The organism is Ralstonia sp. UNC404CL21Col (assembly GCF_000620465.1).
GTDB lineage: Bacteria > Pseudomonadota > Gammaproteobacteria > Burkholderiales > Burkholderiaceae > Ralstonia > Ralstonia flatus.
In genome coordinates this window covers 566,395-580,643 of record NZ_JIBE01000004.1, presented here as the reverse complement: position 1 = coordinate 580,643, position 14,249 = coordinate 566,395, and the positions used below count along the sequence as shown (strand labels likewise).

Here is a 14,249-nt window from a genome sequence, read left to right as displayed (position 1 = left end):
GTGGTCAGCCGGCCTGGTCGCCGTCATTGGCAAACTGCCCCGCGCGACGTCCGCCCAGGCCGCGCGGCCCGGGCCAGCGGGGCTCCCAGCCGCGGCGCAATGCCGTGGCCAGCACCGCCAGTACGCCCAGCACGATCAGCACGCCCACCAGCCAGACGAGCGGGTTGCGCGCATTGATCAGCAGATACGGCGACGTGGCTGCGCGCGAGCGGCGTTCGTTGGCACCCAGATCGGTGCCCTGCAGCACGAGCGAGACGTTGTCGTAATTCAGCCCCTCGATGCTGTGCGCGACGAGGTCTTTGACCATCGGCGTCATGGCGCGCAGGTTCACGCCGTCGCGGTACTTGATGTAGACCGCGGCAGAGGAGGGCCGCACCTTGTCGGACAGCGGATCGTTCTCGGGAATTACCACGTGCACGCGCGCGGTGACCACGCCGTCCATGGCCTGCAGCGTGCGCGAAAGCTCTTCCGACATGCCGTACAGATAACGCACGCGCTCCTCTGCCGGGGTCGCCACCAGGCCCTGCTTGCGGAAGATCTCGCCCAGGCGTGCGAGCGGTTCGCGCGGCAGGCCTTGTGCGCGCAGCACGTCCAGCGCCTGCCCCATGTCGGAGTCGTCGACCAGCACCTGCCAGCCGTGCTCGTCCACGGCCTCCTTGCGCGCGCCGATGCCGGCGTTGCTCAGCGCGGACAGCACTTCGTTGGCCTGCGGCTCGCCGAGGTTGGAGACGAGTTCCTTGTCGCAGCTGCAGAGGAGCAGGGCGGCGGCGCATGCCAGCCCGAAGCGCAGCCAGCGGGCCGAGCCGGTAGGGATTGCCATCATCATTGACTGGAGTTGTGCAGCAGCGATTTCAGGGTGCCGTTCGCGGCGTTGGCGAGGCCGTAATTCATCTGCAGGTCTGCGGTGGTGGAAGCGATCAGCAGGCTGGCCTCGGTATTCGCAGCGCTCATCTGCATGATGTCGCCGCTTTGCGAGGCGCGATGCACCTGCGTGATCTTGTCTTCCAGATCGGCATAGCGGTTTGCCACGTCCTTGCCGTAACGACGCAACTCGACCATCACGCCGGAGCTTGATACGGGCGCGCTGGCATGGGCGGAAGCATTCGACATGGCAGCGTTGGCCATCATGGCGTCGAACTGCTGCACGTCGCCCGCCCGGTTGGGCGCGGTGTGTGCGGCGGCCTGCGCAGGTGGGGCGGGGGCGTTGATGCTGGGCGCCATTGCTGCGGCCGCGATTTCAGTCGACATGGTGTTTTCTCCTGATGAGGAATGGGATGGCCCCCGGAAGAAAAAGAGGGGCGACGTCCCGAAACAAAGGGAGGACGCAGCAGTACGGTCCTCCCTTTGTGTATTACTGGGGACGCGAGCCCTCGGACGCCAGTTGCTTGAGGTTTTCCGCGTTGTGCTCCTGGGTGGTGCACAGCATGGTGGTCAACTGTCCGTCGCTGCTCACCTTGGCGAGCTGCATCTGGATCTTGTTGTTCTCCTGCATCTGGTTGATGGTGTCCTGGCTCGAAGCCGCCGCGGTGTTGGTGGTGTTGCCGATGTTCACATCCAAAGTCATGGTTTTCTCCAGATCGGTCTAAGGGGAAAGGCGCCTCGTGAGAGGCAACGGTTGCCCGCCATGCCGGCAAGCCGGCACGAGCGCACAAAGGGTTCGAAAGGCGTTGGCGATTGGCGTCATGGTGTGGGTGCCGCTGCCGGGGCTGAAGTGGACGCCAACCCGGGCGGGGTGGCAGCATTGACCGCACTCGCAGTCACGTCCGACGCAGCCGGCGCGCTGGCCGCCTGCAAATCCACACCCCCGCCCTGGATCGGCCGCACAAACGCCGTACCGCCGTGGTCGAACGTCACGCCCGTGGTGGAGATCTGCCGGATCACGTCGCCGTCGGGCATGCGGGACCCCTCGAAGTAATGCTGCCCGTCGCGCGTGGTGACAAAGCGCATGCCGTCTTCATCGGCATACACGCCCACGATGCTGTTCTTGGCGATGTCCACGTTCTGGCCCACCTCGACGGGGCCGCCGTCCTTGTACTGCACGTTGTCCACGACCTCGATGGCGGGGCGTGCGTCCCGCGCAAACACGCGCAGGTGGTCGCGCACCCGGTAATCGTTTGTCTCGCCCGACACGACCACGCGGCCGTGTCCGGCGTATTCCACTTTGAGCCGACCGTCGCTCACGAACTGCTGCGCGGTGGCCAGCAGATCGCCCACCACATAGATCTCGCCCAGCGTGAGCTTGGGGATACGCGCGGCGCGTTCGCCGATCGTCTTGCGGTCGGCCTGCGTTTCGACGTACCCACTTGCTTGATACGTGCCATCGCTCATCGGGGCCACTACGATTTCACGTGGATTGCCCAGCGCCTGTTGAATCTGCGCGATGCGCTCGGCGGTGGATTCGCTGCGAAAGCGGAATTCGCCGCGAATGGCGAGCACCGCCGCCAGCAGCGTGATCATGGCCAGCACGCACCACAGCGCCACCAGCGCGGGCGCGGCGCGCGACCCTCGGCCGCGCAGAAAGCGCCCCACACCAGCCATGTCGATCAGCCAGCGCACGCCCCGTTCGCGTACGGGCGCAGGCGGTTCCGGCACCGCCGTTGCCGGGCCGCCGATGCGCTCGACACCAAAGCGGATCGGCCCGAGGTCCACCGCATCGCTGGGTGACAGCGTGCGCCGCACGCCCTGCGGCAGCGGCGTGCCGCCCAGTTGCACGGGCGTGGCTTCAGCACCTGCCGGCGTGTCTGCCACGTTGCGCACGGCCACGGCAATGTCGCCTACCTCCAGGCACAGGTGGCGGCCCGCCACGGCGCGGTCCGGCAGGATCACATCGCAATCGGCCGATGAGCCGACCCAGTTCTGCCCGCGCTTGAGCGGCATCGACCGCCCATACAGCGGCCCGCTCAGGAAGCGCAGGCTCCACGGCGATTTAGGCAGCGAGGCGGTCGGTTGCATACGGCGTCTTCAGCAGAGTGGCGACGGGGCGCGGCGCCTGCGCGGCGGGTTGGTCTGCCGCCGGCGATGTGGGCGGCGGCACCGGTGGCGCAGGCGGCACAGGCGGTGCATCGCTGCTCGGCACCGGCAGCGGGCGGGGCGCGTTGGGGCCTTCCATCGGCTGCGGGAAGGCCGGCACATCCGCCTCCGCGAACGGCGTGGTGGCCAGCCGCGGCGTCAGCAGATAGAAGCGTTCCATGTGCTTGCCAGACTTGGTCGTGTACTTGAACAGGTTGCCCAGGATGGGGATGTCCGACAGCAGCGGCACACCGCTCTTGGTGAAGTGCTGTTCGTCGGCGTTGAAGCCGGCAATCAGCAGGCTCTTGCCTTCCTCCACCATGGCCTGCGTGACGATGGCGCGCTGCTGGATCACGGGCAGGTTCTGCACGGTGTCTTGCGTGACGTTGCCATCGTCGATGCTGATGCTGAGCATCACGCTCTTGTTGCCGTTTTCATCCACCACCAGCGGCGTCACTTTCACGCTGGTGCCGGCTTGCACGGTATAGAGCGACGAATCCTGAAAGCCGCTGACCGGGATGTAGAACTGCGTGAGGTTTTCGAGAATGGCCTCGGTGTTGTCGAGCGCCAGCACCTTCGGTTTGGCCTGCGTCTGGGCGTTGCCGTTCTGCGTCAGGGCGTTGATGCGCGCGAGCAGGTAGTTGCGCAGGCTGCCACCAATGGACGCGGTGAGCGCAATGCCGTTGGGCGTGCTCGGCCCGGTCGAGCCCTGCTCGGTGCTGCCCACGCTGAAGGTGAGCGGCGGGTTCTGCCCGTTGCCCGATTGGAAGTCGCCGTGCGTGGTGTGCAGGCGCCAATCCACACCGAGGCTGTCGAGCGAATCGGCACTGATGTCGATGATGGTCAGGCTGATTTCCACCAGACGCGGGCGGATGTCGAGCGACGAGATCACCTTCTGATACTGCGCCAGCCGCTCGGGCAGGTCGCGGATCACCACCGAGTTGATGCCGGGGTCTGGTTCGATGCGCGGCAGGTCTGGCCCCGGGCCGTTCGACGCCAGCAGCGGCGGGCCGGAATCAGCAGGCGGCTCCGTGTAATTGCTGGTGTCGATGCGGGGGATGCTGAGCATGGCGCCCTGGCCGAGCTTGACCTGCCGCGTGGCACTGCCAAGGCGCGGCGCCGCACTGGTGCTCGACGTGCTCGACCCTTGCCCGTAGAGGCGCCGCAGGATGGTGGCAATGCCCGGCACGGTCACCGAGCGGCCTGAGCGGTTGACCTGGAAGTCCGTCGCCCATGCGTATTTGAGCGGGAAGGCACGAATCTCCGCGCGCTCGCCCGAATGCGCGCCGTCGCCCACGCTGGAGATGGATTGCTTGACCAGTTCGACATAGCGGCGCGGGCCGGACACATACACCGTGCTGTCCTTGTCGCTCACCAGCAGCGGAAAACGTTTGTCCGTGATCTGCATGGATTGCAGCACCTGGCCGACCTGCTCGGCGCTGCCTTTCGGAATGGGAAAGACCTGGGTCTGTGCTTCTTCTGCGCGGTCGATGTAGAGGAACGAGCCGTCGTAATACCAGGTGAGCCCGTAGGTGGCGCACACCGTGTTCAGCGTGCTGGCGGGCGAGCCCGAGAAGCGTCCGCTGATCGTCGCGTCAATCTTGCTGTCGACCACGGCCGTGACGCCCTGCGCGGCGGCCAGCTCGCGCAGGAAGTCCGTCAGCCGCTTGTTCTCGGCCACGATCTGGTAAGGGCGATTGCGCCAGTGCAGCTCGGCCGCGGCAGCCGAGGAGGACAAGTCGACGGTACAGCAGGCCAGCAGTGCGGCGAGGCACAGGAGACGGTGCGGGTTCACGAAGAGGTGCTCAAGAAAGGTGGATGAAGACTGCGTGCTCAAAGCAGGCCGGGACGGCCCGTCAAAACGAGTTCCAATGCACCGCCGGCATAGCGCAGCAGTTCCTGGCCGGCCCATCCGGCCATGAGCAGCACGGTCACCATCACGGCGATCATCCGCACCGTGAGGCCGATGCTCTGGTCCTGGATTTGCGTGACGGCCTGCAGCACCGCGATCAGCAACGCCGAGATGCCGGCCACCAGGATCACCGGCAGCGACAGCACCAGCACGAGCGTGAGCGCATGGCGCGTGATCTCGATCACGGTGGCGGCGTTCATCATGCGGTGGCTCCGGCGGCGGCCGCAGGGTCGGCCTTGGGGCGATCCTCGGGCGGGTTGCGCACCCAGCCGACGGTGTGCAGCTGCACGTCGGCTTCGATCTCCTGCAGGGAGACGACCGGCAGGTCGGGCAGGGTCGCTTCGATCAGGCGGCGCACATAGGCGCGGCACGTCATCGCCACCATGATGGCGGTGCGCGGCTGGCCCGCCGTTGCCTCGCCGTGGCGCACCGCTTCGGTCACGTTCTGGACCTGGTCGGCAATGTTGGTGCGGACCTCGCGCGAGAGCCCGAGCAGGTTGCCCTGCTTGGTGCGCACCACTGCATCTTCAATGCGTTCCTGCAGGCTCTGCTCGAACAGCACGACGTTCAGCGAACGGTCCGGCCCGCAGAAGTGATCGGTGATCTGCCGGCGCAGGTCCATGCGCACCAACTCCACCAGCATGGTCACGTCATCCGGCTCGTGCGGCGAGCGGGCGATGAGGCTTTCGAGGATCGTGTTCAGGTTGCGGATGGGGATGCCTTCGTCCAGAAGGCGGCGCAGGACGTCCGTCACGCGCTGCAGCGGCACGAGGCGCGTCAGTTCGCCGACCAGCTCGGCGCGGTCGCGGCGCACGAGCTGCAGCATGTTCTGCACTTCCTGGATGCCGACCATCTGCGCGGCATGGCGGCGGATCACGGCCTCCACGTGCCGCGCCACGACCTGCTCGGGCTCGAGCGCCTGGCCCCATGCAGCCTTGGCGGTCTCATCCGCCTGCGATGCCGGCATCGTCATCCACCACGCGTGGGTGAATGGGCCGAACGCTACGGTGCTTTCTGCGTCCACGCCGGCGGGCGGCGCGGCCTCCGTCCAGAGGCGATGCGCGACCTGCAGCGTGCCCTCTGAAGCAAACACGTCCTGCACGTAGATGCGGTAGTGATTGGGGAGCGTCTGCGCGCTGTAGGTCAGGTGCACCCGCGGAAACACCAGGCCGATGTCGTCTTCCACGGCCGCCTTGGAGCGGGCCAGCGCGTTCTGCAGCGGCACCAGCTTGATGTCCTTGCGCAGGTTCTCGGCAAGGCGCACGGCCACCGGCGCGGCAATGCCCGCCGCCGCAGACACTTCTTCGGGGCGGCCAGGTTGCGCGCCCATGCCTTCGGCGCCGACCGACAGGAGGTTGAGGATGGGTGGCGCCTGGCGCTCGCGCAGGAAGTGGATCGCGCTTGCACCCGCCAGCAAGGCCAGCGACAGGAATGCCCACTTCGGCATGCCGGGCACGAGCACAAACGCAAACAGCACCAGGGCGCCCATCAGCAGGCCACGCGGGTGTGCGGCGATCTGCGCACCGATCAGCTGCCCGAGGTGGCGGTCGTTCATCTCGCGCGACGACACGCGCGTGGTGACCACCCCCGCCGCAATCGACACCATCAGCGAGGGAATCTGCGAGGCCATGCCGTCACCGACGGTGAGCACGGCATAGCGGTGCAGCGCATCGGCCACCGACATGTCATGCATGAGCGCGCCCACCGCAATGCCGGCCAGGATGTTGATCACGGCGATGAGGATGCCCGCAATGGCATCACCCTTGACGAACTTCATCGCGCCGTCCATGGCGCCGTGCAATTGCGATTCCTGTTCGAGCAGTTCGCGGCGGTGCTTGGCCTGGTCCGACGTGATGATGCCGGCGCGCAGGTCGGCGTCGATGCTCATCTGCTTGCCGGGCATGGCATCGAGCGTGAAGCGCGCGCCCACCTCCGCCACACGTTCCGAACCCTTGGCAATGACCACGAACTGCACGATCGCGATGACGGTGAACACCACGCCGCCCACCACAACGTTGCCGCCCACCACCAGCTTGCCGAACGTATCGATCACGTGGCCGGCGTTGGCCTGCAGCAGGATCAGCTTGCACGAGGCGATGTTCAGCGACAGCCGGAACAGCGTCGTAAACAGCAGCAGCGACGGAAACGAAGAAAACGCCAGCGCCGAGGGCAGGTAGATCGAGATTGTCAGCAGGATCACGCTCGCCGCCAGGTTGAGCGAGATCAGCCCGTCGAGCACGACCGTGGGCAGCGGCAGCACGAACAGCGCCACCACGGACCCGATGAACAGCGCGATGAGCAGGTCATAGCGCAGCAGGCCGCTGGCAAACGCAGCATGGCTCGGGTCGGACCGCAGTTTGGCGAGGGCTTCCTGCGCGTTGGGGATGCTCGGCATGGCCTTCCTAACCTTCCTTATCTGTTGGCGGCGTGCAGGGCACGACGGGGCAGCAGTGCTTTGAAGAACGCTGTCCTGCACATGCGGTGCAGGGCGTGCTGCAAGGCGAGCCCAGTGTAAGAGCGGCCCTTCGCGGCGCCGCGTCCGAACTCACGTAACGGCAGCAGGTCAGGTTTGCGACGGTTACGAGAACGAGTAGCGGGCGTGGGGGGGCATCGGCACTACAGTGGCTCCGTTTTCCAGCCACCCTCCCAACGAACCGCGAGCCGCGAAAGAACGTGAAGCGAGAGATGCCCGTGTCGGTCACTGACCTCGCGCAGGCCGAAGGACTCCTGCACCTGGACAGCGGCGTTGCGCGGGCCCAGTCGTGGGCGTACGTGCAGGCGCATGGAGACGTGTTGCTGCCGCCAATCCAGGTCGGTACCGAGCGTTGGCGGTTGCGCTGGACGCCGCTGGGCGCCGATGCGGCAACCCAGGCGGATGGGCCGCTGCCGGGTTGGCATGCATTGCGTTTTGCGGTGGGCAAGCATGAAGGCTGGCTGCTGGCGGATGTGGCATTGGCCACGCGCCTGGCCGATGACGGCGTGCAGCCCGATGTGCCGCATGCCATCTTCTGCGCGCTGGCGGCCGATGCGCTGGGCAACGTGTCGCGCGCGGTCGAGACGCAGTTGCGCCAGCCGGTGCGCTGGCAGCCCGACGTCAGCATGCGCCCGACCACTGCATGGCTCATGCAGCACGCCGTGGGCTTTACCGTCGGCACTGATGACGGCGCCACGCGCGGCAGCGGTGCCATCGCCATGGATGACCTTGCCGGCTGGCAGCGTTGGCAGCAGGCACTGGAAGAAGTGACCGGTGCAGAAGCGCACCGCGACGCGCCTGCGAATACTGCGAACCGCGCCCCGCAATGGATGGAACGCCTGGCGATCGGTGTGCGTTTCTCGATCGGGCAGACGCAGCTGCGCGCCTCCGAACTGCGTGGCGTGGCCAAGGGCGACATCATCGCCATCGAGAAATGGACTTCGCGCGGTGCGGCGCTGGAGTGCGTCGGCACGGTGCCGGGCATTCCCACGCTGGGCATCGCCGCGCATGCACTCGGCAAACAAATCATGGTGGACGCCGTCCGCCACACGGAGCGCGACATGCCCGATGAGAGGAACCCCGCCAAACCGGTGCAGGCCAAGGGCTTGCCCGGTGCGGCCACAGCAGGCGCCCCGGTGGCCTCGTTTGACGACATCGAGGTGCTGACCACGTTCGAACTGGCCGAGCAGGCGCTGCCGCTGCACGTGCTGCGCAATCTGGCGCCAGGGCAGGTCATCGAGCTGGAGCAGCCGCTGAACCACACGACCGTGCAGATCCGCGCCAACGGCACCCTGGTCGGCAGCGGCCAGCTGGTGGCCGTCGGCAACCGGCTCGCCGTGCGCGTCGCCGCCTTCGTGCACGACACGCCCGACCATGCCTAGCCTGCCGAACCCCGTACCGATGATCGCGATGATCGTCGCGATCGGGCTGATCCCGTTCGCGGCGCTCATGGTGACGTGCTACACCAAGCTGGTCATCGTCTTCGGGCTCACGCGCAATGCGCTGGGCATCCAGCAGGTGCCGCCCAACCTGGTGCTCAACGGCATTGCGCTGATCCTGACGCTGTTCATCATGGCCCCAGTGGGCGGCGACATGGTCAACAACCTCAAGGGCCGCAACTTCAATTCCGGCGCGCAGTTCAGCGTGGACGACGTCATGGCCATCGTTGACGCCGGCGTGCCGCCCATCAAGGCCTTCCTGCAGAAGCACACGCAGGAGCGCGAGCGCAATTTCTTCCTGAAATCCGCCACCAACATCTGGCCCAGCGGGCGTGCCCAGAACCTGCAGGCCGATGACCTAACGGTGCTGGTGCCGAGCTTTACGCTCAGCGAATTGACCAAGGCGTTCCAGATCGGCTTCGTGGTCTACATCGTCTTCGTCATCGTCGACTTGCTGGTGGCGAACGTGCTGCTGGCGCTGGGCATGCAGATGATCTCGCCGACGACGATTTCGGTGCCGTTCAAGCTGCTGCTGTTTGTCATGCTGGACGGCTGGGCCGTGCTGATCCACGGGCTGGTGCTGTCGTACCACTGAACCGTCAACACGGAAGGGGCAGCCATGCGGTTTCGTGTCTTTTTCGGCGTGCTGATGTGCGTGCTGGGGTTTGCCGCCGCCACCGCACATGCAGGCCCCGCGCTTTCAGCTGCGGAGTTTGCACAGGTGGCACAGCAGTGCGCACCGCGCGTGGATGTGATGACGCTGGCGGCGCTCGTGCGCACCGAGTCCGGCTACAACCCCTACGCGATCGGCGTGGTGGGCGCGCGGCTGGCGCGGCAACCGGTGTCGATGGAAGAAGCGCAGGCCACCGTTCAGATGCTCGAGCAGCGCGGCTACGACTTCAGCCTGGGCCTTGCGCAGATCAACCGGCGCAACCTTGCCCGCCTGGGCGAGACCACCGCCACGGTGCTCGACCCGTGCCGGAATCTGGCCGCCGGCCAGCGCATCCTGGGCGAATGCTTCACGCGGGCCACGCGCAGCACTGCCATCGAACAGCAAGCCTTGCGGCACGCGCTGTCCTGCTACTACTCCGGAGGCTTCAGCGTGGGGTACCGAGAAGGTTACGTGAGCCGCGTAGTGGCCAATGCGCAAGCGAGCGTGCCGCCGATCGACGTGGCCCCCGCACGCGCGCAACCGATCCCGCTGGCGGAGCCGTCGCGGCGCGTGCAGGCCGCTGCGACGCCCATGCCAGCGCCCACACCGTCGCCGTTGTCCACACGCCCGATGACATCGTCTGCGGGTTGCCCCGCCGGCCGGCAGGTCATGCTGGTCAGCTGCGGCCGCGGGACTTGCGTGCGCTGCCTCGGGCACTGAGCGGAACATCGGACCGCACGCGTCCGATCTCGTTCTCATTCGGCAATGGACAGCGGCATAGGCAACCACAAGACTACGCAGAGCCATTGCGGTTTTTCCCGGAACCCACCATGACGAGTGCCAGCGATAACGCCGGAGCTTCCTACTTCACGCCCCAGTCGGCCACCGCCGGGCTGCATGATGCCGTGCACATGCGCACGCTGGGCGGCGTTCTGTTGTTCGACGACCAGAAGATCATCACGCGCCAGCCGCCGCACACGCTGGCCGTCCATGCGCCGCAGCTCGCCGCGCAGCTGGCCGCCAGCATGCAACCGTATCAGCGCCGCCAGAAGGTCCAGGAGGTGCTGACCAGCATCGGCTTCGACAGCTTCGAGTACAGCGTCGCGCGCATGATTTCCGGCACGGTGGAAGTGCTCTCCAGCCTCACCACGTACGGCAAGCCTGACTGGATCCATCGCTATTTCTCGCAGCGTTATCACGAGATCGATCCGTGCCTCAAACGGTGCCTGGCCAGCGGCACTCCGCTGGTGTGGGATGCCGACGACCTTGCTGCGTGGACGGAGCGCACGCCGGGCCTCGCGCGCATGCAGGCGTATCTGCTGGACTGCGCGGCCTTTGGCGTGTCGAGCGGCGTGACGTATTGCTGGCCGGCGCCGGAGGGGCGGGCGCGCGTGGTGGTGCGCTTTCATTCCAGCAACCGCAACCGGCGCTGGATTTCTGACGCCGTGATCGGCCAGGCGCTGGCACTCGGCATGGCGGTGCATGAATACCTGAGCGCCTACGAGCTGGTGCCGAGTCGACCGCTGCCCGGTGACCCGCATCTCTCGCCGGTGCAGCAGCGTATCCTGGATTGCCTCATCAAGGGGATGACCGATCGCGAGATCGCCCAGTTGCTCGAACTCACCACGCACAACGTCGACTACCACCTGCGCCGCCTGCGCGCCTTGTTTGGCGTGACCACCCGCGTGCAGCTGGTGAAGGCCGCCTGCTACGGATAGGGCGCGCGTCAGGCCAGCATGGAGTGCATGAAGCCCAGGTGGTCGTCGACGAGCACCGTGCTTCCGCACGGCGCGGTGGTCGGTATCTCGATGTGGGCGGTGGCTGGTGTGACGGGCGTGCCCTTGTCGGTCAGCACACCGAGGCCGGGCACCGACAGGAGTTTCGACTGCGGGGGCGGTGCGGTTTCGGTATGCGTGCCGCCCAGCGCCGATACCACTGCACGGACGACCGGATGGCAGTCGACCTTCGGGTACACCAATGCAGTGTGGATCTGCGGGGCGTCCCACGCCAATTGCACCCGCACGAGGTCCGGCGGCAGCGCGGTATGTGCCTGGCCCACCTGCAGGGTGACGGCGATGCCGCTGGCGGCCAGGTCGCTGGCGCCGGCAGCGTCGGGCGTGATCAGCAGCGGACCGGGCGTGGCGCCGTGTCGGCCGCACCAGTGCGTCAGTGCGCCGAACAGGCCGTCGTGCAAGGCGGCATCCAGCGCGATGGGCACGTTGTCGAGTTGCCAGGCGTCCACCACGTTCTGGCGGGCCAGCCAATGGTTGACCGAGACCACCAGCGTCACGCGTTCGTAGGCAACCGATACCTGGTCCAGACCGTCGTGCACGGGCGCGTAGCCCGCGATCAGGCCGGCGTGCAACACGCCGCGCATGACGTTGGCGACGATGCGTTCCGGTGCCATCACCAGCATGTCGGCACGCATGCCGGGCGCGCTCGTCGACAAGGCCGTCACCACGCGCTGGAGTGCCGCGGGCATGCCGGGCATGAGCGACGATTGCGTATAGGCGAAGGTCAGCGGCGTACGCGGCTCGGTCTGCGGCTCGGTCTGCTGCTCGGCGTCGGCGTCGGTCTGGCTGGTGTCCGGCTGGACGATGCGCCGGGCCAGCGTGTCGGCCTGCTGGAGCAGGGCCCGCGCCTCGGTCAGCAGCCTGCGCCCCGCCTCGGTCAGCTTGAGGCGCTTGCGCTCGCGCTCGAACAGCATCACACCCAGCGTTTCTTCCAGGCGGATGATCTGCCGGCTGAGCGGCGACGCCGAGATATGCAGGCGTTCAGACGCTTGAGCAATGTTCTCCGTCGTGGCAACCGTAACGAAATAGCGAAGCTGTCGCAGATCCATGCGCGTACACATCGTGAAACAGGGCGTTCATTCGCCACGCTAGGGTATGTCTTCAAGACTTGGGCAGTTGTCCGGCTTTTCGTAAGACACGGCTGCACAAGGGCCTGCGAAAACGATAGCGCGTTGCCTGATGAGGCGTGCGCGCTTTCTTGCGACGATTGTCGGGTTCCTGCCATTGGGCGTGGCAAAAGCACTGGCGATGGTTTTGGGAGCAATAACTAAAACGCCTGTGCTTATGCTGAAAAGGCATGGATTTGCCGCCTTGCACCGCCCCGGTGCCGTCTCCTCGTTCATGAAAGTGCACGACGCGCTCCCCGAAACGCCGACAGCGCGCCCCGATGGCCCGTCCCGCCTACGGTTGACCGTAGCGCGGCACGCCGCCGATCGTCTCTACAGTGGCGGCCATGTGCGCGTTGGCAGACGATGGGATGGAATCATGAGCATGCGATGGGGGCGTTTGATGGGCGGCGCGGCCGTGGTGGCTGCGCTGATGTCGTGCGGCGGGGGCAGCGATGGCGCGTCCTCACAGCAGCAGGGGAGCAGTGCTCCGCCGCCGGTCAGCACGCCCAGCCCGCCACCCCAATCCGTTGCCACGTGCCGCGAGGTGGCGCAGTACGGCATCACCTTCACGTTCGACCGCGCCTATGCCTGCGGCACCTTTGCCAACGGTGACCACTGGGTCGCGCCCGATGCGGCGGGTGGCGTGGTCACCATCACCGCCATCAGCCCGGCCTATACCGGCTCGCGCAACGGCTTCGAGGTCAACCCGGCGCATGTCGACAGGCAGGGGTTCGACAGCCGATCGGAGGGATTCGACCCCACGCTGGTGCCTGCGTTGCCGTATGCCGCGCACGGTGGGGAATCGGTGGTGAAGAGCATTTCGCTGGTGGATTCGCCCGCGGGGCGCACGTTCCTGGACAGCGCCGCCGTGTTGACCGTGCTTGACGCCATCCCGGCCGAGGGCGGCGCCAACCTGTTCCGGCCGCCGTATTTCGGGACCGACAAGCCGTTGATTCCGCTCTCGCGGGTGCATACCGAGCGGCTGCCGAAGCTAGCGGCGGTGGACAACGCGCCCTCGCTGGACGCTATCGCCAGCCGCTTCGCACGCGTGCAGCTCGACCACATGAACGACTGGACCGGCGCCGACATCCACCCCGTGCAGAACCTGCCCGACTATGGCGCGCAGGTGGCCGAAGATACGGCGGACGCCGGCCTGCGCCTGATGCTGGCCGACAGCCTGCAGGCCAAGATGCCGGCGATGGTCGGCTACCTGCAATACGGCATCGACCTGGCGGCAGCGCGGCACGGCGGGCTGCAGTTTGCAGCCAACGGTGGTCATCGCATCGGGCGCAAGGTGGTGCTGGCGTTTGCCGCGGAGCTGCTCGACGATGCAGGCATTGCCGCGCTCGTTCATGACGCGCCCTACAACACGTACCAGGAAGACGGCGACTTGCATTTCAGTCCCGTAGCGAACCAAGTGCTATGGGGCGCGCCATGTTCCACCGACGACTATTGGTTCAACCAGAACACGACGCGCGGCTCGCGCGATTGCCGCGACCCCTACGACCGCATCGACGGCGGCCAGACACCGGGCGGCGAATACCAGTTCTGCTGCACCACCAAGCCGCTGGTGGCGACGGCATTGATCCTGCACCTGATGCCGCACCTGCAATGCCTGTGGAACAACCCAGACCTGATCGCCTATGCGGACCGTTGGGTCAACTTCGGGGCGTGGACGCAGCCCGACCCTTATGCACCGCACGGCAACGGCGCGCTCGACACAGATGCTTCCGATGGAACTGGCCGTTACCCCGCGCTACACGGAACCAACCGCAACGACGGCTACTACAGCAGCCGTTTTGCCGATGCGATGTGGGTGGCGTATCGAGCCGGCGCGGCGGCAGCCGTCTGCCCTTGACGGC

Annotated in this window: 13 protein-coding genes; 5 read left to right on the top strand and 8 right to left on the bottom strand. The window is 66.6% G+C overall.

Going from position 1 to position 14,249, the window contains the following annotated elements; all coding sequences use genetic code 11:
• Positions 1–4: 4 nt before the first annotated feature.
• The 7 genes from sctJ to sctV all read right to left on the bottom strand — a co-directional run bounded on the left by sctJ (position 5) and on the right by sctV (position 7,316).
• Positions 5–826 carry a type III secretion system inner membrane ring lipoprotein SctJ gene (sctJ, locus tag N511_RS24100; RefSeq protein WP_051530896.1) on the bottom strand — a complete coding sequence of 274 codons (822 nt, stop codon included), beginning with the start codon at positions 824–826 and terminating at the stop codon, positions 5–7.
• On the bottom strand, positions 823–1,248 hold the full coding sequence (locus N511_RS0110740; RefSeq protein ID WP_027679290.1) for a hypothetical protein: 426 nt from the start codon (positions 1,246–1,248) through the stop codon (positions 823–825). The genes sctJ and N511_RS0110740 overlap by 4 nt, the downstream gene beginning before the upstream one ends.
• 103 nt (positions 1,249–1,351) lie before the next feature.
• Positions 1,352–1,564 (bottom strand): hypothetical protein, encoded by a 213-nt coding sequence (locus N511_RS0110735; protein WP_027679289.1) that lies wholly within the window; start codon positions 1,562–1,564, stop codon positions 1,352–1,354.
• Between the two features lie 116 nt (positions 1,565–1,680).
• On the bottom strand, positions 1,681–2,952 hold the full coding sequence (locus N511_RS24095; protein ID WP_051530895.1) for an FHA domain-containing protein: 1,272 nt from the start codon (positions 2,950–2,952) through the stop codon (positions 1,681–1,683).
• Positions 2,927–4,804 (bottom strand): type III secretion system outer membrane ring subunit SctC, encoded by a 1,878-nt coding sequence (gene sctC / locus N511_RS24090; RefSeq protein WP_231479606.1) that lies wholly within the window; start codon positions 4,802–4,804, stop codon positions 2,927–2,929. Before sctC ends, N511_RS24095 begins: the two co-directional genes overlap by 26 nt.
• Before the next feature lie 38 nt (positions 4,805–4,842).
• Entirely contained in the window at positions 4,843–5,121 is a 279-nt protein-coding gene (locus tag N511_RS0110720) for an EscS/YscS/HrcS family type III secretion system export apparatus protein (RefSeq protein ID WP_027679288.1), read from the bottom strand.
• Positions 5,121–7,316, bottom strand: coding sequence for a type III secretion system export apparatus subunit SctV (gene sctV, locus N511_RS24085; protein ID WP_081785355.1), 2,196 nt, complete (start codon positions 7,314–7,316; stop codon positions 5,121–5,123). Before sctV ends, N511_RS0110720 begins: the two co-directional genes overlap by 1 nt.
• 296 nt (positions 7,317–7,612) lie before the next feature.
• Here sctV and N511_RS24595 point away from each other — a divergent pair, with 296 nt between their 5' ends.
• The 4 genes from N511_RS24595 (at position 7,613) to N511_RS24070 (ending at position 11,203) form a co-directional block, all read left to right on the top strand.
• Positions 7,613–8,776, top strand: coding sequence for a FliM/FliN family flagellar motor switch protein (locus N511_RS24595; protein ID WP_197032041.1), 1,164 nt, complete (start codon positions 7,613–7,615; stop codon positions 8,774–8,776).
• Positions 8,769–9,428, top strand: coding sequence for a type III secretion system export apparatus subunit SctR (gene sctR / locus N511_RS0110705; RefSeq protein WP_027679287.1), 660 nt, complete (start codon positions 8,769–8,771; stop codon positions 9,426–9,428). The genes N511_RS24595 and sctR overlap by 8 nt, the downstream gene beginning before the upstream one ends.
• Positions 9,429–9,452: 24 nt before the next feature.
• Complete coding sequence (locus N511_RS24075; protein WP_081785354.1) at positions 9,453–10,205, top strand: lytic transglycosylase domain-containing protein; 753 nt, start codon at positions 9,453–9,455, stop codon at positions 10,203–10,205.
• A 110-nt stretch (positions 10,206–10,315) separates the two neighbouring features.
• The gene (locus tag N511_RS24070; RefSeq protein ID WP_051530892.1) at positions 10,316–11,203 is read left to right on the top strand and encodes a helix-turn-helix transcriptional regulator; all 888 of its coding nucleotides are present in this window, start codon (positions 10,316–10,318) and stop codon (positions 11,201–11,203) included.
• 8 nt (positions 11,204–11,211) lie between these two features.
• Here the strand turns inward: N511_RS24070 and N511_RS25380 are convergent, their stop codons facing one another.
• Positions 11,212–12,327, bottom strand: coding sequence for a LysR family transcriptional regulator (locus N511_RS25380; RefSeq protein ID WP_027679286.1), 1,116 nt, complete (start codon positions 12,325–12,327; stop codon positions 11,212–11,214).
• 436 nt (positions 12,328–12,763) lie between these two features.
• Between N511_RS25380 and N511_RS24585 the strand changes: the two genes are divergently transcribed.
• Positions 12,764–14,245, top strand: coding sequence for a hypothetical protein (locus tag N511_RS24585; RefSeq protein WP_155954040.1), 1,482 nt, complete (start codon positions 12,764–12,766; stop codon positions 14,243–14,245).
• Positions 14,246–14,249: the final 4 nt, after the last annotated feature.